The sequence below is a fragment of the Rhizobium sp. NZLR11 genome, from assembly GCF_019685115.1.
Taxonomy (GTDB): Bacteria; Pseudomonadota; Alphaproteobacteria; order Rhizobiales; family Rhizobiaceae; genus Rhizobium.
On the sequence record NZ_JABDWD010000019.1, the window covers coordinates 93,649 to 113,419 of the forward strand.

Sequence of the window (19,771 nt, forward strand, 5' to 3'; positions counted from 1 at the left end):
CGTTATCCTTTCGTCCAGCGCCACTGCGTCACCGGCATCGCCGGCCGCCAGCCGCTCATGCTGCCGATGGCCTCGGCGCGCGATATTTCGATCCGTGTGAGCGAGCCGCCGCGGTTGGCATATTCGGTAAGCAGCACGGCTTCCATCTCCAGCGTCACCGCATTGGCAACGAGCCGGCCTCCCGGCTTCAGCACGGCAATCGCGGCATCGACAACACCCGGCTCGCTGCCGCCGCCGCCGAGGAAGATTACATCCGGTTCCGGCAGGCCCGTCAGTACATCGGGCGCCGTGCCTTCGACGACGGCGAGATGCGGTACGCCGAAGGTGGAGGCGTTGCGGGCAATCCGTGCGGCCCGCTCCGGCGATTGTTCGATGGCGATTGCCTTCAGCGACGGATCGGCCAGCATCCACTCGATGCCGATCGATCCCGAGCCGGCGCCGATATCCCAGAGCAGTTCGCCGTGACGCGGCGCCAGCGCCGACAGCGTCACCGCCCGGATTTCGCGTTTGGTGATCTGCCCGTCATGCTCGAACAGCGCGTCCTCGATTCCTGCGGCACAAGGCAGAATGCGCGCCCCCTCTCCTGCCGCGATTTCGAGTGCGCAGACGTTCAGCGGGTCGACGTCGGTGAGATCGAAATCGGCTGCCATGGTGCTTCTCTGCCGTTCCCGATCACCGCCAAGCGCCTCGAGTACGGTAAGCTGCGACTGACCGAAACCCACGGCGGCAAGCAGGGCAGCCAGATCGCCCGGCCCGTCCTCGTCCGAGGTCAGCGCGATGATGCGCCGCCCGGGGTGCAGATGCGACCGGATCAGGTTGATCGGCCTACCATGCAGCGAAATCGTCACGACGTCCTGCAGCGGCCAGCCGAGACGCGACGCGGCTAGGCTGAAGGCCGACGGCGCCGGGATGGTGCGCATCTCTTCCGTCGCGACATGGCGGGAGAGCGTTGCGCCGACGCCGTAGAGAAACGGGTCGCCGGAGGCAAGCACGACGACCGGGGTTCCACGCCTTTGAAGGACGGCATCGATTGAGCGCTCGAACGGGCTCTGCCAGGAAAACTTTTCGCCCGATATCAGCGATGCAGCAAGCGCAAGGTGGCGCGCGCCACCGAAGACGGCAGGGGCGGTCGCGATCAGGCTTCTCGCCTCTTCACCGAGCCCTGCTAGACCATCTTCGCCGATGCCGATAATAGTCAGCCAACGCGGGCCGCAACGAGGAGAGACATCAGACATGGGAAGACCTCGCATTCTGATCCTCGGCGGCACCAGCGAGGCGCGTCTGCTCGCCGGAAGCCTGGCGGCACGGGGAAATTGCGATGTTCTTCTGTCGCTGGCCGGCCGCACCGAAAAACCGGCCGCGCAGCCGGTTCCGGTTCGCATCGGCGGTTTCGGCGGTGCTGCGGCGCTCGCCGATTTTCTGAAGGCCGGCGGATATGATCTGCTGATCGACGCCACGCATCCTTTCGCCGAGCGCATTTCCGCCAATGCCGCCTTTGCCGCCGAGACCAGCGGCATAACCACAATCGCTCTGCGCCGTCCCGAATGGCAACGCCAGCCGGGCGATCGCTGGCGCGAGGTGCAGAGCATCCCGGCTGCCATCGAAGCGCTCGGCCCCTCCCCCCGCCATGTCTTTCTGGCGACCGGCCGGCAGGGTGCGCATCACGCGGAGGCGGCGGCGCAGCATTTCTATCTCATCCGCAGCGTTGATCCTGTCGAACGGCCGCTTGCGCTCGCGAATGTCGACTATCTCCTCGATCGCGGCCCGTTCACGCTGGAAGGCGAAAGCGCTTTGCTGAAGCAGCACCACATCGACGCCATCATTGCCAAGAACAGCGGCGGGGCCGCGACCTATGCGAAGATTGAGGCAGCCCGCCTGCTCGGCATCGAGGTAATGATGGTGGCACGCGCCTCGGCGTCCACAGTCAAGACGGTCGACACTGTCGAGGCGGCGCTGGCGACGATCGATCACCTCGTTCCCCCCGCCATAAAACGCGGCGTATAGACAAGGTCCAGCCTGCCGGGCCGCGTGACGATCCGCGTCTCGGCAGAGCCGATGATGATGCAGGTCGCCATATCGGCCATCGACGCATCGGCCTGCGACAGCTGCTGTACGGCAATGTGCTCGTCCGGCCGCCCGGCCGCGCGCCCGAAAATAACCGGCGTCGTTGCGGGCAGATGGTCGCGCAGCAGCTTGAAGGCTTCGCCGAGCTGCCAAGGCCGCGCCCGGCTGATCGGATTATAGAGGGCGATCACGAAACCGGCCTTGGCTGCCAATTCAAGGCGGTTTTCTATTATATTCCAAGGCTTTAGATTGTCAGACAGCGATATGGCGCAGAAGTCGTGGCCAAGCGGCGCCCCGGCTCTTGCCGCCACGGCCAGCATCGCCGTGATGCCGGGTAGGATGGTGAGATCGACCGCCCGCCATGCTCCCGGGCCGTTCTCGATCGCCTCGCAGACGGCAGCAGCCATGGCAAAGACGCCGGGGTCGCCGCCGGAGACGACGCAAACCATGGCGCCGTCTGCCGCCATCGAAAGTGCGGCCCCTGCCCTGCCCAACTCCTCGCGATTGTCCGAGGCATGCCGCAGCTGATCGTCGCGGAGCTGCAGCCTGTCGAGATAGGGTCCGTAACCGAAGAAATCCGTCGCCGCTTCGACAGCGGCCAGCGCTTCCGGCGTCATCTGCTCGGGATTACCGGGGCCGGTGCCGATCACGAAAAGCCTGCCGCTCATCGGCTCTTCTCCCAGCCCGGCACCAGCACCAGCGAAAAATACGGCGCGTCGCCGTCGGTCCGGTCGGCAAGCTTTTCCATCGCCGCATTCGCCATGGTGCCGCGCTCGACATAGACGGCTTCGGCAAGCCGGCCGGCCGCCGCCAAGGCCCGGCGGATCTTCGGCAGATTGCGGCCGACCTTCATGATGACGGCGGCTTGCGTATCGGCGAGACGGCGCGTCAGCTCGGTCTCCGCCATCGTACCGGGCAGTACGGAAAGCACATCGTCACCTTGGACGATGGGCATGCCCGCCAGGGACCAGCAACCCGACATGGCGCTGATGCCGGGGATGACCTCGGTCGGGTAGCGCTGGGAAAGCCGGATATGCAGATGCATATAGGAGCCGTAAAACAGCGGATCGCCCTCGCTGAGCACGGCGACGGTCAGCCCGGCATCGAGATGGCCGGCGACGGCTTCGGCGGACCGGTCGTAGAATTCGGTGATCAGGCTCTGGTAGCGTTCGTCGTTCTTGTCGATCTCGGTGGTGACGGGATAGTAAAGCGGTAGCAGCGTCACGCCGGATTTCAGCAGTGGTTCGACGATCGCCTTGCCGTTGCCCCCCCTGCCCTGCTTGGCGAAATAGGCAATCACGTCAGCGCTTTCGATGGCGCGTACGGCCTTGAGGGTCAGAAGCTCGGGGTCGCCGGGACCCGTGCCGACGCCGATAAGACGGCCGCTTGTGGTCATAGGCCCGGCCTCGCCAATGCATTGATGGCGGCTGCCGTCATGGCGCTGCCACCGAGCCGGCCGCGCACGATGGCAAAGGGTACGCCGTAGGAATTCTCCGCCAGCGCATCCTTCGATTCCGCCGCGCCGACAAAGCCGACAGGCATGCCGAGAATTGCTGCGGGTTTCGGAGCGCCGTCGCGCAGGAGTTCGAGCAGATGAAACAGCGCGGTCGGGGCATTGCCGATCGCCACGACGCTTCCGCCGAGCCGATCGAGCCAGAGATGCATGGCGGCGGCCGATCGCGTATTGCCGGTCTCGCGCGCTAGTTCCGGGGTGGCGGGATCGCGCAGCGTGCAGATCACCTCGTTCAGCGCCGGCAACCGCGCCCGGGTCACGCCCTGGGATACCATTTCCGCGTCGCAGAAGATCGGCGCCCCGCCCTTCAGCGCGTCGCGCGCGGCACTGACGAGATCGGCGGAGAACAGGAAATGTTCGGCCGCCTCGACCAGCCCGCAGGCATGGATCATGCGCACGGCAATTTCGGCCTGATCTTCGGTGAAGCGCGAAAGATCGGCTTCGGCGCGGATGATCGCAAAGGAACGCTCGTAGATCGCGTCGCCGCTGCGGATATAATCGTAGTCTGGCATTCCTATTCCTGTCGCAGCGCCTTCGAAACACCGGTTGCGCCAAGCCGTGTAAGGCAGGCAGCAGCCGATTCGCCAGCGCCTCTGTTGTCTTCGATGGACCGGGCGAGCCTCTCTATAGCGAAATCGATCCGACCGCCAGCGATCCGTTCGTCCGGCCGATCCGCCGCCAACCCGTTGAGGATCAGGTCGTAACCTGCCGCCGAACCCGTCAGGGTCAGCGCCGGCCGCGCATGAGCGCAACCCTTGGCACAGCCGGACAGATGCAGCATCAGCGAACCGTCGAAAAGGCCCGGTGCTGCGGCAAGGATGCGGCGCGCCAGACTTCTGGTCTCGTAGAAGGCGGAGCCGCAGGCGCCGGCCCCGGCGCAGGCGGCGATGTGCTCGCTGTTGTCGCCGGGCTGCGCGCTGAAACCACGGCCGGCTGCGGCGATCTGCATAGCCGGCACTGTATCTGCCGGCAGGCCGATGAAAAAGAAACCGCGACCGGGCGTCAGCCGGATGGCCGTTGCACCATGGGCGTCGGCGAGATCGAGCAGAGCGATCAGATCCGACGCTCGCATCTGTCCGAATTCCGGCCGGACGCCGAGCACGATTTTGCCGTCCGCAAGCCGATGCGGGCCCGGAAACGGTATGCTTGCCGCCCGCGACGGAATGAAGCGGATGTTATCCATAGCCGGAAAACGCGCCCGCAGAAGCGCCGGGTCGATATCCCTTGCCCGCCTGCCCTGCCCGAGGGCTGCCAGCACGCTCAGAACCTCGCCGACGGCTGATACCGCCGTCTCGGCTGGACCGATTGCCACCGGCATTGCTGTCTCACCATCGCCATTGATCGCGACAAGCCAATCTGCGTCGGATTGCGCGACGATGCGGATATCGGCGGAAAGTGCCGACAGCCCGAAGGCTCCGCCGCCGTCGACGACGATCGACAGCTTCGGCGCGAGCCGCGGCGAGGTGATGAGATCGTGGAGCGTGCTGCGCAAGGCCATTTCCATTGCTGCCGGGTCGTTTTTCTCTTCCGGGTCGATACCATGCAGCGGCGAGATCTCGATCGCCGGCCCGTCCGGCACGGTGATCCCGGCGGCATCGATATCGGCAGCAAGCTGTCCGACGGTCTCGGCCAGCAGTCCGCGGATCTGCAGATTGCCGCGCGCGGTGATCTCGAGGATGCCGTTTCCATGTGCCGCGGCCGAGCGAGCAAGTCCGGCGAATTGCGCCAACGTCAGCGCGCCGCCGGCCGGCCGCAGCCGCACCAGCAGGCCGTCGCCGGTCGGCATAGGCGCTGCCAGGGCGGGGCAGGCGCCGCGCCTGCGCATCGCCGCCGCCGGGCGGCCGTGCAGATCCGCTTTACCTGTTCTGTCGATCGCCGTTTCGGCCTCAATGCTCATTCCTGATCCTCTGACCATTTCTTACATGATCGCAGCCGGCCCGGCAAAACATGTGGAAAAGGTCCGGCCAGCTATTCCTCGAAATCCCGTCCTTTGCGCAGCAGATAGATATCCATGATCCAGCCGTGCCTTTGCCTGGCCTCGGCGCGGAGCGCCAGAATCTCCGTGGCGATATCCCCAAGCCGTCCCGATCTGACGATCTCGTCCTTGGTGCCGAGATAGGCGCCCCAGAAGATTTCGGCGTCGGCTTCGTCGATCTTTGCAAAAGCCTGTTCGCCGTCGAGCATGACGATCGTGCTGTCGGTCAAAAGCCCGTCATGCGCCAGCCTGCGCCCAGTGGTGATCTCGATCGGCTTGCCGACAAGGTTGACCGGAATTTTGTGGCTGGCCGCCAAGGCCTGAATGCTGGTGATGCCGGGAATAACGCCGTAATCGAAATCCAGACCGGTTTCCTGCCGCACGCGTTCGATGATGCGGATCGTGCTGTCGTAGAGGCTGGGATCACCCCAGACGAGAAAAGCGCCGCCGCCGTCTTCCGGCAGGCCGGAGATCAGCTCCCTATAGATGCGGGCGATCTCACCGTGCCAGGCATCGACGCTTTGCGGATAGGTTCTGTCTGCCGTCTGCCTCTGCGGCACCGCGAATTCGCAAATCCTGGTGTCTGGCCGCGTGATATATCGTTCGCAGATCTCGCGGCGGATCTCGGCAAGCTCTTCCTTGCCAGTCCCTTTGACCGGCAAGAAGACCACATCGGCGGCGTTCATCGCGTTGATCGCCTGTATGGTGACGTGCTCCGGATTGCCTGTGCCGATGCCGATGATATGGATGTGCTTCAAGCCGATAGTCCCCATGAGTCCCGGCGGTCTTGCCGAAAAAGCCGGTGCTCCGCAAGGGCGATGGCAGAGAGTTGGCCGCGGCCAACCGGGCCGAAACGGCTTCTCCGCCCCTATTGTTGCCGCAAATTGCGAATCGTGTCACCTTCAATACGCTTTTTGACGCTATGTTGACGAAAAAGCGCATCGAAAAGGATTGAGTGTTTTGGACAACATTAGCGTATCGACGACAGATGTGCGGATCGAGCGGCATGCGAACCAGCTTTCGCGGCAACTGAAGCTGTTGCGCGAAAAGCTGTTTCCGCCGCTGTCGCAAAAGACGCTGCGCACATTTTCTTCCGGCGAGGCCGCTCAGATGATCGGCGTCTCCGACGGCTATCTTCGCCAGCTTTCGCTGGATGGCAAGGGGCCGCAGCCGGAACTTTCCCAGAATGGCCGGCGTTCCTATACGCTTGGCCAGATCAATGAATTGCGCCATTATATGGCAAAGCTGAAGCCGAAGGATGCGCTGTCCTACCTTCCCTGGCGGCGCCCCGGCGAGAAGCTGCAGACGGTTGCCGTCACCAATTTCAAGGGCGGCTCGGCCAAGACCACGACCACGCTTTATCTGGCCCAGTATCTGGCGCTGGCGGGTTATCGGGTGCTGGCCATCGATCTTGATCCGCAGGCCTCACTCTCTTCGATGCTCGGCGTCCAGCCCGAATTCGATCTTTCCGATGGTGATACGCTTTATGGCGCAATTCGCTACGATGCCGATCGCAAGCCGCTGAAGGACATTGTCCGCAAGACGTATTTCGATGGTCTCGATCTGGTGCCGGGCAATCTTGAATTGATGGAATTCGAGCATGAGACGCCGCGGGCGCTCAGTGATCGCCAGCGGCCGGGCGAACTGTTCTTCCGCCGCGTCGGCATGGCGATTGCCGAGGTCGAGGCCGATTACGATGTCGTGGTGATCGACTGCCCGCCGCAGCTCGGTTACCTGACGCTCGGCGCCGTCTGTGCCGCCACGTCGCTGCTTATCACCATCCATCCGCAGATGGTTGACGTCGCCTCCATGTCGCAATTCCTGCTGATGACCTCGGATCTGCTCTCCGTGGTGCGCAAGGCGGGCGGCGATCTGCAACACGATTTCATCAAATATGTCGTGACCCGTCACGAACCCTTCGATGCCCCGCAGTCGCAGATCGTCGCGCTGCTGCGCAGCCTGTTCAGCGATGACGTGTTGACGGCGACAATTCTCAAATCGACGGCGATCGCCGATGCCGGCCTGACCAAGCAGACGCTCTTCGAGATCGAGAAGGGGCAGGTGCGCCGCTCGACCTATGATCGGGCGCTGGAATCGGTCAATGCCGCCAACGGCGAAGTTCTCGCCGGTATTCACAAAGCCTGGGGCCGCACATGAGCAGACGCGATCGCCTGAAAGGTCTTTTCGACGATACGGCGCAGGAGTTGGCCGCGGCCAACTACGAAGAGACGTCTTTGCGCGGATCGGCCGGGCCGGTTCGGACGATGGCCTTGACGCTTGGACGCATGGAGGAAGAGAGCAGGGCGATGCAGGAGGCTTTGCTCTCCGGCGAACGCATCGTCGAGCTCGATCCAGATCTGATCGATTCCTCCTTCGTCCGCGATCGCCTCGCCGATCATCCACTCGATATCGAGGACGAGCTGGTGCAGTCGATTGCCGAGAACGGTCAGGAAGTGCCGGTTCTTGTGCGCCGCCATCCCGATGACGACGAGCGCTATCAGATCGCTTACGGTCACCGCCGCCTGCAGGCCGTCAAGCTGCTGGGGCGCAAGGTGCAGGCGATCGTCCGTAAGCTCGACGATACCGATGTCGTCATCGCCCAAGGCATCGAGAATTCAGCGCGCCGGAACCTTTCCTATATCGAGCGGGCTGTCTTTGCCCTCAATCTCGAACTCAAGGGGTTCGAGCGTCCCGTCATCATGAAGGCACTGTCGACCGACAAGACCGAGCTGTCGAAGCTGATCTCCGTCGCCAAAGCGATCCCGGCCGACATCGTCAGGTCGGTCGGAGCCGCACCCGGTATCGGGCGTCGTAAATGGATGGCGCTTGCCCAGGACTGGAACGGAATGACAGCCGCGCGGCTTGCCAAGCTCATCGGTTCGCAACGGTTCACGGCTGAGGAAAGCGACCGTCGCTTCGAGCTTTTGGTTGCCGAGCTCGCCAGGAAAGAGGCGAAGCCCGAACCCACGGAATATGACTGGAAGCCGAAGAGCGGCGGCAAGATTGCCGGCCGAATCAAGAGCGCCGGCAATTCCTTTACGATTGCGTTGAAAACCGGCGATGCGCCGGATTTCGGCGCTTACATTTCACGTCGTCTCGATGAGCTTTACGAAGCCTATCGGGCCGGCAAGTTGCAAGCAGGAGAGTAGGCCGCAAAAGAAAAAGCCTCCGAACGTTGCCGTCGCGGAAGCCTTTCTCATATCTGGACAATCTGAGAATCGCACTTCCTCGAATCGCTGTCAAGCATCTTCGGCATCCTTTTGGGTGGCAGATTTCTTTTGCCTTGAGAAAAGGTGAGGGACATGGAGCCTCAATATGTATCGACGCCCTTTGGGCGGCGATCGATGACGCTTGGCATGCTGGCAAGCCAGGAAAATGCCAGTAAGGTCGATCCGGACGCATCGGTCGATAAGTGGAAGATCTTTCGCGCGCTCTGCGAAGCAAAGGACATGGTCGGCGTATCGGACCGTGCGCTCGCTGTTCTCAACGCGCTGTTGACCTTTTATCCGAAGAACGAGATTGCCGAGGCCAACGGTTTCGTCGTCTTTCCGTCGAACGAGCAGTTGTCGCTGCGCACGCATGGCATGGCCGGCACGACGCTGCGGCGGAACTTGGCGATGCTGGTGGAGGCCGGCCTGATTATCCGGCGGGATAGCCCGAACGGTAAACGTTTTGCCCGTCGTAACGGTCAGGGCGGGCTTGGAGAGGCCTTCGGCTTCAGCCTGGCGCCGCTCCTGGTGCGCGCTGGCGAGATCGAGGCGCAGGCGGCTCAGGTGCTTGCCGGCAAGCTCGAATGGAAGCGCCTGCGGGAGCGTCTGACACTTTGCCGGCGTGACATCGCCAAACTCATCGAGATCGCGCTGGAAGAAGAAATTGCCGGCGAATGGATCGAGATGCAGAAGCATTTCAATCTTCTCTCGGCAAGCCTGCCGCGGCGCCCGTCGTCCGCCGAGATGGAGAGCCTGCTGACTGATCTCGAAGCCTTCCGCGAAATGATCATCAAGACGCTGGAATTGAAGACGAAATCACATAAACCAGACGCCAATGATGGCCAAAACGGTCGGCACATACATAATTCAAACCCACACTCTCTATCTGAACTTGAACCAGGCTTCGAACCGAAGCAGGGCGCAAAACCGGAGGAAGAACCGCAGCCGTGGCGGGAGACGCCAAAGTCCTTCCCGCTTGCCATGGTGCTGCAGGCCTGCCCGGAGATCGTCGCTTATGGGCCAGGCGGTGGGATCGGCAGTTGGCGGGATCTGATGGCGGCTGCCGTCATCGTCCGCTCGACGCTCGGCGTCAGCCCCAGCGCCTATCAGCTGGCTTGCGAGGTCATGGGACCGGAGAACGCCGCGACGGTGATCGCCTGCATCCTGGAAAGAGGCGGGCATATCAACTCGGCCGGCGGCTATCTGCGAGACCTGACGCGGCGGGCAGAGCGCGGCGAATTCTCGCTTGGGCCGATGCTGATGGCGCTCATGCGGGCAAGTGGTCCGGCAGCAAGGAAAACCGGATGAGCGGGGCTGAAAACGTTTCGCGCCAGGTGCAACAGCTAGAAGGGAATGCTGCCGGTCGCCCAGGCAAACTCGACCGCTTCCTCGTGGCCTTTTGTTGAAAAGCGCCGTTAACCATGTCATAGATGGCGGAAGGAAACATAGGTTTTGCTTCCATTTGTGAAAAACCGTAAAGCTTAACAATGCGCTACGATATCGACGGTGTGATGCTTCAAACCCTGCTTCCGTCCCTTGCTGCGGCGGAGGACGCCGTGGCACGCTTGGACGAGCGGGTGTTGCGCGCGCCGGTCGGTGAGGGCTTTGCCGAACGCAGCCATTTCTTCGATGCTGCCGGCGCGCTCTGGGTGGCCGGCGAACTCGTGCATGTCGAGGATCTGGTTTTGCACGATGCGCATATGGATAGCCGGGCACCCAGCCACGAACTGACGATCGCTCACTCGGTGCTGCGGGCACGTCGGCGCATCTGGACCGGCGAGCCGACCTGGGCGCTGGGAGCTTCGGGACTTGCGACGCTAACCGCGACGCTCGGGGAAGGGGAGGGGAAAGTGCCGGAGGTAAACAGCCTCGCCGTTACGCTCGAGACCGAAGAAGAGGGCGGCGATGAGGACGGGCCGCTCGCGGCCGAGATGGCGGAGATCGATGCGCTTCTTGCCCGCTCGCAGAAGCTGCTCGATATCCATACCGGCAAAGCCCCGGCAAGCGAAACGGCCGCGGTTGCCCCGGCAAGGCGCAATGACGATCCTCTCGGCTTGCTGGGTGATGACGAATGGGATGAGGAACAGCGGCTTGCGGAGTGGCGGAGCGTACAGCCATTGGCCGAAAGTTTGCCGCCGGTTCTCGGCGCCGTCATCCTTTTCGAAGCCTGGGAAAGGATCGAGCCGTTGCGACGTCAGCACTGGCTCGGCGGTCTTCTGGTCGCAAGCCATCTGCGCGCCCGCGGCAAGGTCACCTCGCATCTCTTCTCTTTTTACGGTGGGCTGAAGCTGGTGCGCCATGAACGTCGCCGGGCGCGCGACCGGGCCACACGGCTGCAGGCCTTCCTGGAGGCGATGCATCTCGGTGCTGCGGCCGGACTCAAGGAACTCGACCGGTTGTCGCTCGCCCGTACACAGATGGAACTGCGCTTTCGCGGCCGCCGTTCGAACAGCAGCCTGCCGGACCTTGCCGATTTCATCCTGTCGCGGCCGATGGTCTCGGCGGCGATGGTTGCCCGCCATTTGCGCATCACGCCGCGCGGCGCTCTGAACCTCGTCAACGAGATCGGCATTCGTGAAATCACCGGCCGCGGCCGCTACCGCGCGTGGGGCATCATCTGAAAATAAGAGCGGCCGGGGATGACCCGGCCGCTCCAGCTCTTTACTTATGCCTATCGCCCGGAACCGCTGCACACTTCCGGGCGATAGGCATTTAGGTGAACACCCGGTCTGCCATCCTGTCACAGAGTGCAGACCGGGCGCTCTTGCGCTTCCTTTGCCCCCAGAAGCGCGGTCCCTATTCCCGCTCGCCCGTGAAGTTGAGCAGAAGCTGGAAGATGTTGACGAAGTTCAGGTAGAGCGAGAGTGCGCCGAAGACGGCGAGCTTCTGGTTCGATTCCTGATCGAAGTTTTCCGAATATTGTTCCTTGATGTTCTGCGTGTCGTAGGCGGTGAGGCCGACGAAGACGACGATGCCGATCACCGAGATGGCGAACTGCAGCGCGCTCGAACCCAGGAAGATATTGACGACGCTGGCGATGATAACGCCGAACAGGCCCATCATCAGGAACGAGCCCATGCGCGATAGGTCACGCTTGGTCGCATAGCCGTAAAGGCTGGTGGCGCCGAACATCGTGGCGGTGATGAAGAAGGTCCGCGCGATGCTCATTCCGGTGAACACCAGGAAGACGGAGGCAAGCGACAGGCCCATCACGGCGCAGAAGGCCCAGAAGGTGATCTGCGCGGTGCTGGCCGACATCGTCTGGATGCGGAACGAGAAGAAGAATACGAAGGCGAGCGGTGCCAGCATCACCACCCACTTCAGCGGCGAGCCGAAGATCGGCACGTATAGGGCCGGCGTCGAGCCGACAACGAAGGCGACGAGGCCGGTTATGACCAGGCCAAGAGACATGTAATTGTAGACGCGCAGCATGTGCTGGCGCAGGCCTTCGTCGAAGACGGCCTGGGTGCCGGCCACGGCGCCGTAGCGGGGATTGATCGGGTTCATGCTGATCTCCTCGGTTTGAACTAATAGAGCGAGCGGGCGAGCCGTTCGGCCGCCTGGTCGAGATTGAGACCGCTTTCGTCGGCGATCAGCGCATAGGCGACCTCGCCGATCTGCCAATAGGCGGCTTCTGCTTTTGCCAATGCGAGATGGCTGACCGGCTTGACCTCGAAGGCGCCTGGACGGACGGCGAAAAGCGACAGCCGCTTTCCCTCCGGCACCTCGATCGCCATCTCGACGCTGGGGCCGAATTCGGACGGGAAGATCTGCACGTCGGCGACCTTCCAGTCCTTCGGCAGTTCAGGCATCACGATCGCGGTGGCGGCGCGAATATCGTCAGCGCTATAGGTGGCCGGCGTCTGCGGCGGCATCGACTGGCGCAATGCGGCGGTCTGATAGGCGCGGACGGCATCCTCGACATAGGCGGGCGCTGGGACGGAGGCCGATACCTCGGTTGCCGAAAAAGCGCCGAAGGAATTGTGCGCCACCCAGCCGGCGGTAATCAGGATACCGACAGCGGCAATGCGCTGCATGGAATGAAAAATGCGGCCGTAGGAAAGGCCACGTTCCAGCCGGCGGGCGGCGTCGCGGGTCTCGGGGCGGCCGAAGGCACTTTCGCCGGCAAGCGCCAAGCGCAGCTCGCCCTTCACGCTGAGGTCGGCCATGACCTTGGCGGCAATCGCCGGGTGGTCGGAAAGATACGATTCTACCTGGATGCGGCGGGCGACATCGAGCTCGCCATCCACATAGGCGTCGAGATCGGCATCGAGGATCGGATCAATTGCTTTCATTGCCGTCCCCTCCGATAATTCTCAGATGCGAAACACGCGGCGTCTTCTCCTCGAATTCGCGCAATTGCGCGCGGGCGCGGGAGATGCGCGACATCAGCGTCCCCACCGGAATACCGAGCGCATTGGCGGCTTCCTGGTAGGACAGGTCTTCGATCGCAACGAGATGCAGGGCCTCGCGCTGTTCCTCCGGCAGGCCGAAGAAGGCGTTGCGCACCTGCCGCAGGCGCACGGCATGTTCCTGGCCGGCCGGCAGCGACTGCTCGGCTTCGACAGCCGCCTCGTCGTGGCGGCGCGTCAGCGACCGGTTCTGGCGCAGACGGTCGATATGAGCGTTGTGCAGGATGGAGAGCAGCCAGGTGCGAAGATTGCCGCCGCTGCGGAAGCTCTTCTTCTTCTCCAGCGCCCGCACCAGCGCATCATGCACCAGATCCTCCGCCTCGTCCGAATTGCGCACCAGCGAGCGTGCGTAGCGCCTGAGCGCTGCAAGCTGTCCGATGACGTCGAAGGGGCGTTCTTTGCGTTCCATGATTGAGTATACGTCAGTGCGGCAGATCTTATTCCCGGCGAGAATAAAAAAATCATGCCGGCCGAGAATACCGTCTTCAATTAGCCTCTCCAGCGGACCGGCGCCCGAAATCCGCGGTTGTTTATGACAATTACATGACAGATCATGACGCCGCTGATTTGAAGGGGAAATTCAAGAATGAAGGAAAAGAAGCGGGTCTACGAAGCTCTCGTAGACGGCGCCATGGAAGGGCTGACGGATCAGGCGCTTTATGATTTCGTCAAGGCGCGTTGTCCAAAGGCCACCAGCAGGAAGATCGTCCGGGCCTCGCTTCTCGCCCTGACCGATCCTCATCTCAGGGACCGCAATATTCTCGACGTGATCTATGCGCTTGCGATCAAACATCGGCTGGATGACGGCGTGCTGGATGACGGCGAAGACGAGGAGCCCGACGAGCGGGCTCAATCGGCGCAGGCGGCCAACCAGAACATGCCGCAGCTTTCCTGAAGCGCGCCGGCCGCCCTCCTGAAATGTCAGCCCCCGTCCGAAAGCCCTTCGAGGATCGGACAGTCCGGCCGGTCATTGCCATGGCAGGCATGCACGAGGTGTTCCAGCGTGCGGCGCAATTCCGAGAGATCGCGGATTTTGCGGTCGATCTCGGCAAGCTTGCTCTCAGCGATGTCCTTGACGTCGGCACTCGCCCGGCTTTTGTCCTCGTAGAGCGCCAGTAATTGCCGGCACTCGTCGACGGAAAAGCCGAGGCCGCGCGAGCGCTGCAGGAAGCGCAGCTTGTGAACGTCGGTCGCGGCATAATCGCGGTAGCCGTTTCCGCCCCTTTCAGGGCGGATAAGGCCGATATCCTCGTAGTAGCGGATGGTCTTCGAAGGCAGGCCGGAGCGTTCCGATGCTTCGCCGATATTCATCGCCATCTCCTATAATTTTGCAAAACGCAGTCTCAGCGCATTTGAAATCACCGAGACGGACGAGAGGCTCATCGCCGCCGCCGCGATCATCGGCGACAGCAGCAACCCGAAGATCGGGTAGAGCACGCCGGCTGCGACCGGCACGCCGAGCGCATTATAGCCGAAGGCGAAGCCGAGATTCTGGCGGATGTTGCGCATCGTCGCCTCCGCCAGCCGCCGCGCCCTGACGATGCCGGTGAGATCGCCCCTTACCAGGGTGATGCCGGCGCTTTCCATCGCAACGTCCGCGCCGGTGCCCATGGCGATGCCGACATCGGCGGCAGCAAGCGCCGGCGCGTCGTTGACGCCGTCTCCGGCCATGGCGATGACCGCGCCTTTTGCACGCAGCTCGTCGATCAGCGCGCTTTTGCCCTCCGGCAACAGGTCGGCGCGGACCTCGTCGATGCCGAGGCTTTTTGCCACCGCACGCGCCGTGCGCTCGTTGTCTCCCGTCGCCATGATGATCTTCAGGCCGCTGTCATGCAGCGCCTTGATGGCGGCTGATGTCGTCGGCTTGATCCGGTCGGCAACGGCGACGAGACCGGCAAGCGCGCCATCCAATACCACGAACATCACCGTCTTGCCCTCGCGGCGCAGGGCTTCGGTCTTCTCGGCAAGCGCCGACGGATCGATGCCGAGATCGGCGAGCATCGCCGCATTGCCGAGCGCTATGTTTGTGTCGCCGGCGAGGCCCTGAACACCTTTGCCGGTCTTCGCCTCGAAACCGGTGATCTCGACGAAGGCGACACCGCGCTCTTCGGCGCCGGAAACGATCGCGTCGGCCAGCGGATGTTCGGAGCCGCGCTCCAGGCTTGCCGCCAGCGACAGCAGCCGGGTTTCCTCGATTCCGCCGAAAGCGACGATGTCGGTAAGCTTCGGCTTTCCCTCGGTCAGTGTACCGGTCTTGTCGACGATCAGCGTATCGACCTTGGAAAAACGCTCCAGCACTTCGGCGTCCTTGATCAGCACGCCTTCCCCAGCGCCGCGTCCTGTGGCGATCATGATCGACATCGGCGTCGCAAGACCGAGCGCGCAGGGGCAGGCGATGATCAGAACGGCGACGGCGGCAAGCAGGCCATTCGCCAAGCTTGGCTCCGGACCGATCGCTGCCCAGACGATAAAGGCAAGGATGGCCGCGGCAACGACCGCCGGCACGAACAAGGCCGACACCCGGTCGACCGCACCCTGGATCGGCGCCCGCGAGCGTTGCGCCTTGGCGACCATGTCGACGATGCGCGACAACACCATGTCGGCGCCGACCTTCTCGGCCGACATGACGAGAGAGCCGTTCTTGTTGATCGTGCCGCCAGTCAGCGCATCGCCCGTCGATTTCTCGATGGGCAAGGGTTCGCCTGAGATCATCGATTCGTCGACGGTCGACTGGCCCTCGAGGACGGAGCCGTCCACCGGAACCCGCTCGCCGGGGCGCACCCGCAGCCGGTCGCCGGTCTGGATTTGCTCGACCGGCACGTCGCTCTCGCCGCCATCGGCATCGATACGCCGCGCCGTCTTCGGCGCAAGGTCGAGCAAAGCGCGGATGGCCGAGCCGGTGCGTTCGCGTGCTTTCAGTTCCAGCACCTGGCCGACGAAAACCAGGGCGACGATGACGGCCGCCGCCTCGAAATAGACGGGCACAGCCGCGCCATGGCCACGAAAGCTCATCGGGAAAATGCCGGGCGCAAGCGTGGCGACGAGGCTGTAGACATAGGCGGTGCCGACGCCGAGACCGATCAGCGTCCACATGTTCGGGCTATGGTTGACGAGCGAGGCCCATGCGCGGCGGAAGAAGGGGAGGGCCGCCCAAAGCACGACCGGCGTTGCCAGCAGCAGTTCGACATAGGTCGCCTGCGGTTCGCCGATCATTTCCCGGAGCTGCAGGCCGAGCATCGGACCCATGCCGAGGGCGAGCAGCGGCACGGCCAGGATGGCGCTGACCCAAAGCCGTCTGACGAAATCGACAAGTTCCGGACTTGGACCTTCGTCGGCCGGAGGAATGCCTGCCGGCTCCAGCGCCATGCCGCATTTCGGGCAGTCGCCGGGGCGATCGCTGATGACCTCCGGATGCATCGGGCAGGTATAGAGCGTGCCTTTCGGTGCCGGCTTTGCCGGAGGGCGTTTGCCGTCGCGATAGACTGGGGGATCGGCTTCGAACTTTGTCTGGCAGCCGGCCGAGCAGAAGTAGTATTTCTCACCCTCGACTTTCAGAAAATGTTTTGCCGTCGAACGATCGACGTCCATGCCGCAAACCGGATCTTTCGCGGTCAGGTAATCCTGCGGCGCAGCTGCAAACTTCGTCCGGCAGCCTTCGGAGCAGAAATGATAGAGGCGGCCCGCATGATCAAGCGAGGGTTTGCCGGCCTCTGGATCGACGGTCATACCACAGACGGCGTCACGAACCGGCGCGGGGGTAGTCGGGCTATGGCCGCAACAGCTGTGATCGCCGTTATGGGCGTTGCCGTGATGATGGTCGTGATCGTGTTTGATATTCATTGCCATCTCCTATGCCCGAGGGGCAGTTGGAGAGGCTTATCCACCTTCCAGCGACTGGAAGGTCAAGCGCTAATTTTGACGGAGATGATTTTTGTCTGCAGCCCGATCCTCAGATCGGGCTGATCAACCCGACCGGCTGGCTGCCGAGCAGGGCGGCGACCGAGATGCTGCCGCCGGGTTCGATCGTCTTTCCGGTCACCAGATCCGCCTTCAGCCCGTGAAGAGGGGAGGGGACGGCGATCGCCGTATCCTCCCAAAATTCCGGGCCGGCAAACAGCACGCCCGGGTCGAGCCAGCCGAACATCAGCCGGGGTGCGGCGACGATGGCAAAATCACTGGCATGCACCCGGGCAAAAGCCAGCACATGATCGCGCCGGCTGCCCGTCACCTTCAGCGGCAGATAGTCGCCTCTTATAAAGAGGTCCGGATGCCGCTGGCGCAGCTGCAGGCCGATCCCGACGATGCGCTGCTTTAACGCCGCCGCCTGTAGCTTGGCGATCGGTCCGGCTTCATCAAGCCAGGCGGTCAGCCGTGCATGATCGACCAGGCGTCGGTTGTCGGGATCGACAAGACTGAAATCGAAGCCTTCCGTGCCCTGGTAGATGTCGGGAATGCCCGGCGCCGTCAGCTTGAGCAGCGTCTGCGACAGGCTGTTGAGGTAGCCGGCTGCGATGAAGGGCTGCAGCACCCTTTCGAAATCCTCAAGGAAGGCGTCATTCTCGGGCGACACCAGCGCCGCTGCATAGGTCGTCACCGCTTCTTCGTAAGCGGAATCCTGTTCCACCCAATCAGTGTGGAGTTTCGCCTCGCGCACTGCCTTGACCGCGTAATCGGTCAAGCGCTGACGAAGCTCTTCCATCTGTCCTCTGTCGAAATCTTCCGGCCAGATGCCGGCCAGCGCCTGATAGAGCATCCATTCGATATTCGGCTCCGGCGCTACGCCATCCGGCAGGTCCTTCAGCCACGGCCGGTTCATCTCACGCCAGCGCGCCAGCGCCTGCACGAACACATCCGCGCCCTCGCTCAGCGCATAGAGCCTTGCGCGCGCATCCTCGCCGCGTTTGGTATCGTGGGTGGCGGTTGCCGACAGCCCGTGCGGCTGCAGCCGCGCCCGCTCGGCCATGCGACGATGGAATCCGTCCGGACCGTCGGGCGCCTTGCCGGGTTCGCTGCCGACCTCGTTGGCGGCAAGCAACCTGTTATAGCGGTAAAATAGCGTATCCTCCGTCGCCTTCGCCATCACAGGCCCGCTCAACTGCTGGAAGCGGATACGGAATTCGTGGGCTGGATCACCGTCGACCTTGCCTTCGAGAAGCTTCAGCACATGGTCGAGGGCGCGACGATCATCGAGCTCTGCCATGGCTTGCGATGCGGTCGCGGCAAGGACGGCTGAATCCTGCCAGGCGAGCGGGCCGCCATCGCCATAGGTGCGGTAGACGGGAAAGGCGATCAGCAGTTCGCTGAGCGCCTTGGCGATCTCGTCTCTGTTTATCTGGGGGAAGACCCCTGCCGCGATCGATACCAGCCTGCCGGTCTCGCCGGCGAAATTGCGCTCGACCATCTGTCGCTTGGCAAGCCGCCGGCCCTCCTCGAGATCGCCTGTCTCTCGGGCGACGCCACGATAGGCATCGTCCAATCTGCGCAGGCCGCCGCCGTCGACGAAGAGTTCGCTCAGCGCCGCGATGAATTCATATCCGGTGGTGCCCGCCACCGGCCAGCTTTCCGGCAGGACCTCGCCAGCCCCAAGGATCTTTTCCACGACGATATAGGTATCGGGCCCGACCGCTTCCCGCAGCCGGTCGAGATAGGCCTTGGGTTCGGCGAGCCCGTCGACATGGTCGATGCGCAGCCCCTGCACCTTGCCGTGGCGCACCAGCTCGATCGTCAGGCAATGCATGTCCTCGAACACCGGGGGATTTTCGGCGCGGGTACCGACCAGTCCGGTGACCTCGAAAAAACGGCGATAGCTCAGATGCCGTGCCGCTTCATGCCAATGGGTGAGCCGCCAGTGCTGTCCCTCATGCAGGCTTTTAAGGAAATCGCGGTCGGACGAGACGTCGTCGAGTTTTTGCCGGAGGATCGCCCGATCGCCGCCTTCGAAGAGGATGTCGCGCATCGCCCGGGCGAGGTTCTCGCCGGAGGTGACCTCCGCAGCCTCTGCCATTCTCGTTGCCACCGGATCGTCGAGCCGGTTTGCGATCGCGCCGTAACAGCTGGGGTTGAGCGGCAACAGCGTCTCGAAATAACCGAAGGCGAAGGTGCCATGCGTTTCGTCCAGCGTAATGCGCAGCTCGCCATCAGCGAGCGCGCGCTCGAAATCCTGGCCGAGCTGCGGCAGGGTCAGCGGCTCGCTCCAGTCGATGTCGAAGTGGCCCGCATAGGCGCTTTGATGGCCGAATGCCAGTACGTCGCGCCACCAGCCGTTTTCCGGCGAAGCGGCCATGTGGTTCGGGACGATGTCGAGGATCAGTCCCATGCCGGCCGAAGCGAGGCTCTCCGTCAGCCGGTCGAACCCCGCGCGGCCGCCGAGCGCCGGGTCGATCTCGTTGGCGTCGGTGACGTCATAACCGTGGGTGGAGCCGCTGACGGCGGTGAAGATTGGCGAGGCGTAGAGATGGCTGATGCCGAGCGTCTTGAGATAGGGAACGAGGTCGCAGACGCGATCGAAGGTCATGCCGTTGCGGAATTGTATCCGGTAGGTCGCGGTCGGAAGTGTCATGAGGCCGTCTGACGTTGGAGGGAGACCCTTTCCAACGGT

Annotated in this window: 18 protein-coding genes; 6 read left to right on the forward strand and 12 right to left on the reverse strand. The window is 63.1% G+C overall.

Annotated elements, in window-relative coordinates; genetic code table 11:
* Positions 1-2: 2 nt before the first annotated feature.
* Positions 3-1,235: a precorrin-6y C5,15-methyltransferase (decarboxylating) subunit CbiE gene (gene cbiE / locus HJB83_RS26655; RefSeq protein ID WP_207585413.1), complete on the reverse strand. Its 1,233-nt coding sequence runs from the start codon at positions 1,233-1,235 to the stop codon at positions 3-5.
* On the opposite strand from cbiE, the gene HJB83_RS26660 reads away from it, so the two are divergent.
* Positions 1,234-2,004 (forward strand): cobalt-precorrin-6A reductase, encoded by a 771-nt coding sequence (locus HJB83_RS26660; protein ID WP_207585414.1) that lies wholly within the window; start codon positions 1,234-1,236, stop codon positions 2,002-2,004. The genes cbiE and HJB83_RS26660 overlap by 2 nt on opposite strands.
* Here HJB83_RS26660 and HJB83_RS26665 read toward each other — a convergent pair.
* The 5 genes from HJB83_RS26665 to cobF all read right to left on the reverse strand — a co-directional run bounded on the left by HJB83_RS26665 (position 1,968) and on the right by cobF (position 6,310).
* On the reverse strand, positions 1,968-2,732 hold the full coding sequence (locus HJB83_RS26665; protein WP_221115590.1) for a precorrin-3B C(17)-methyltransferase: 765 nt from the start codon (positions 2,730-2,732) through the stop codon (positions 1,968-1,970). The genes HJB83_RS26660 and HJB83_RS26665 overlap by 37 nt on opposite strands.
* Complete coding sequence (locus tag HJB83_RS26670; protein WP_207585416.1) at positions 2,729-3,460, reverse strand: precorrin-2 C(20)-methyltransferase; 732 nt, start codon at positions 3,458-3,460, stop codon at positions 2,729-2,731. Before HJB83_RS26670 ends, HJB83_RS26665 begins: the two co-directional genes overlap by 4 nt.
* Positions 3,457-4,089 carry a precorrin-8X methylmutase gene (locus tag HJB83_RS26675; protein ID WP_221132937.1) on the reverse strand — a complete coding sequence of 211 codons (633 nt, stop codon included), beginning with the start codon at positions 4,087-4,089 and terminating at the stop codon, positions 3,457-3,459. The genes HJB83_RS26670 and HJB83_RS26675 overlap by 4 nt, the downstream gene beginning before the upstream one ends.
* 2 nt (positions 4,090-4,091) lie before the next feature.
* Positions 4,092-5,474: a precorrin-3B synthase gene (gene cobG / locus HJB83_RS26680; protein WP_221132938.1), complete on the reverse strand. Its 1,383-nt coding sequence runs from the start codon at positions 5,472-5,474 to the stop codon at positions 4,092-4,094.
* Between the two features lie 71 nt (positions 5,475-5,545).
* Positions 5,546-6,310, reverse strand: coding sequence for a precorrin-6A synthase (deacetylating) (cobF, locus tag HJB83_RS26685; protein ID WP_207585419.1), 765 nt, complete (start codon positions 6,308-6,310; stop codon positions 5,546-5,548).
* 202 nt (positions 6,311-6,512) lie between these two features.
* On the opposite strand from cobF, the gene repA reads away from it, so the two are divergent.
* The 4 genes from repA (at position 6,513) to HJB83_RS26705 (ending at position 11,382) form a co-directional block, all read left to right on the forward strand.
* Positions 6,513-7,709, forward strand: coding sequence for a plasmid partitioning protein RepA (repA, locus tag HJB83_RS26690; RefSeq protein ID WP_164012453.1), 1,197 nt, complete (start codon positions 6,513-6,515; stop codon positions 7,707-7,709).
* Entirely contained in the window at positions 7,706-8,701 is a 996-nt protein-coding gene (gene repB, locus HJB83_RS26695; protein ID WP_207585420.1) for a plasmid partitioning protein RepB, read from the forward strand. The genes repA and repB overlap by 4 nt, the downstream gene beginning before the upstream one ends.
* A gap of 153 nt (positions 8,702-8,854) precedes the next feature.
* Positions 8,855-10,069 carry a plasmid replication protein RepC gene (gene repC, locus HJB83_RS26700; RefSeq protein WP_221115595.1) on the forward strand — a complete coding sequence of 405 codons (1,215 nt, stop codon included), beginning with the start codon at positions 8,855-8,857 and terminating at the stop codon, positions 10,067-10,069.
* A 179-nt stretch (positions 10,070-10,248) separates the two neighbouring features.
* Positions 10,249-11,382, forward strand: coding sequence for an RHE_PE00001 family protein (locus HJB83_RS26705; protein WP_207585422.1), 1,134 nt, complete (start codon positions 10,249-10,251; stop codon positions 11,380-11,382).
* Between the two features lie 175 nt (positions 11,383-11,557).
* Here the strand turns inward: HJB83_RS26705 and HJB83_RS26710 are convergent, their stop codons facing one another.
* The 3 genes from HJB83_RS26710 to HJB83_RS26720 are packed head-to-tail and all read right to left on the reverse strand — an operon-like array spanning position 11,558 to position 13,582.
* On the reverse strand, positions 11,558-12,268 hold the full coding sequence (locus tag HJB83_RS26710; protein ID WP_164012461.1) for a Bax inhibitor-1/YccA family protein: 711 nt from the start codon (positions 12,266-12,268) through the stop codon (positions 11,558-11,560).
* 20 nt (positions 12,269-12,288) lie between these two features.
* Positions 12,289-13,056: an anti-sigma factor gene (locus tag HJB83_RS26715; protein ID WP_207585424.1), complete on the reverse strand. Its 768-nt coding sequence runs from the start codon at positions 13,054-13,056 to the stop codon at positions 12,289-12,291.
* Positions 13,043-13,582 carry a sigma-70 family RNA polymerase sigma factor gene (locus HJB83_RS26720; RefSeq protein WP_207585425.1) on the reverse strand — a complete coding sequence of 180 codons (540 nt, stop codon included), beginning with the start codon at positions 13,580-13,582 and terminating at the stop codon, positions 13,043-13,045. The genes HJB83_RS26715 and HJB83_RS26720 overlap by 14 nt, the downstream gene beginning before the upstream one ends.
* A gap of 177 nt (positions 13,583-13,759) precedes the next feature.
* Here HJB83_RS26720 and HJB83_RS26725 point away from each other — a divergent pair, with 177 nt between their 5' ends.
* The gene (locus HJB83_RS26725) at positions 13,760-14,068 is read left to right on the forward strand and encodes a hypothetical protein (protein ID WP_207585426.1); all 309 of its coding nucleotides are present in this window, start codon (positions 13,760-13,762) and stop codon (positions 14,066-14,068) included.
* A gap of 26 nt (positions 14,069-14,094) precedes the next feature.
* On the opposite strand, the gene cueR is transcribed toward HJB83_RS26725, so the two are convergent.
* The 3 genes from cueR to treY form a co-directional block, all read right to left on the reverse strand.
* The gene (gene cueR, locus HJB83_RS26730) at positions 14,095-14,484 is read right to left on the reverse strand and encodes a Cu(I)-responsive transcriptional regulator (protein ID WP_207585427.1); all 390 of its coding nucleotides are present in this window, start codon (positions 14,482-14,484) and stop codon (positions 14,095-14,097) included.
* Between the two features lie 9 nt (positions 14,485-14,493).
* The gene (locus HJB83_RS26735; RefSeq protein ID WP_221132939.1) at positions 14,494-17,013 is read right to left on the reverse strand and encodes a heavy metal translocating P-type ATPase; all 2,520 of its coding nucleotides are present in this window, start codon (positions 17,011-17,013) and stop codon (positions 14,494-14,496) included.
* A 109-nt stretch (positions 17,014-17,122) separates the two neighbouring features.
* Complete coding sequence (treY, locus tag HJB83_RS26740; RefSeq protein ID WP_221132940.1) at positions 17,123-19,732, reverse strand: malto-oligosyltrehalose synthase; 2,610 nt, start codon at positions 19,730-19,732, stop codon at positions 17,123-17,125.
* Positions 19,733-19,771: the final 39 nt, after the last annotated feature.

Coding starts and splice junctions, on each gene's coding strand:
- HJB83_RS26725 (WP_207585426.1), top strand. CDS start 13,760: ATGAAGGAAAAGAAGCGGGTCTACGAAGCTCTCGTAGACGGCGCCATG.
- HJB83_RS26715 (WP_207585424.1), bottom strand. CDS start 13,056: ATGAAAGCAATTGATCCGATCCTCGATGCCGATCTCGACGCCTATGTG.
- HJB83_RS26735 (WP_221132939.1), bottom strand. CDS start 17,013: ATGAATATCAAACACGATCACGACCATCATCACGGCAACGCCCATAAC.
- HJB83_RS26710 (WP_164012461.1), bottom strand. CDS start 12,268: ATGAACCCGATCAATCCCCGCTACGGCGCCGTGGCCGGCACCCAGGCC.
- repB (WP_207585420.1), top strand. CDS start 7,706: ATGAGCAGACGCGATCGCCTGAAAGGTCTTTTCGACGATACGGCGCAG.
- HJB83_RS26670 (WP_207585416.1), bottom strand. CDS start 3,460: ATGACCACAAGCGGCCGTCTTATCGGCGTCGGCACGGGTCCCGGCGAC.
- HJB83_RS26675 (WP_221132937.1), bottom strand. CDS start 4,089: ATGCCAGACTACGATTATATCCGCAGCGGCGACGCGATCTACGAGCGT.
- HJB83_RS26665 (WP_221115590.1), bottom strand. CDS start 2,732: ATGAGCGGCAGGCTTTTCGTGATCGGCACCGGCCCCGGTAATCCCGAG.
- treY (WP_221132940.1), bottom strand. CDS start 19,732: ATGACACTTCCGACCGCGACCTACCGGATACAATTCCGCAACGGCATG.
- cobG (WP_221132938.1), bottom strand. CDS start 5,474: ATGAGCATTGAGGCCGAAACGGCGATCGACAGAACAGGTAAAGCGGAT.
- repC (WP_221115595.1), top strand. CDS start 8,855: ATGGAGCCTCAATATGTATCGACGCCCTTTGGGCGGCGATCGATGACG.
- HJB83_RS26660 (WP_207585414.1), top strand. CDS start 1,234: ATGGGAAGACCTCGCATTCTGATCCTCGGCGGCACCAGCGAGGCGCGT.
- cbiE (WP_207585413.1), bottom strand. CDS start 1,235: ATGTCTGATGTCTCTCCTCGTTGCGGCCCGCGTTGGCTGACTATTATC.
- HJB83_RS26720 (WP_207585425.1), bottom strand. CDS start 13,582: ATGGAACGCAAAGAACGCCCCTTCGACGTCATCGGACAGCTTGCAGCG.
- cueR (WP_207585427.1), bottom strand. CDS start 14,484: ATGAATATCGGCGAAGCATCGGAACGCTCCGGCCTGCCTTCGAAGACC.
- HJB83_RS26705 (WP_207585422.1), top strand. CDS start 10,249: ATGCGCTACGATATCGACGGTGTGATGCTTCAAACCCTGCTTCCGTCC.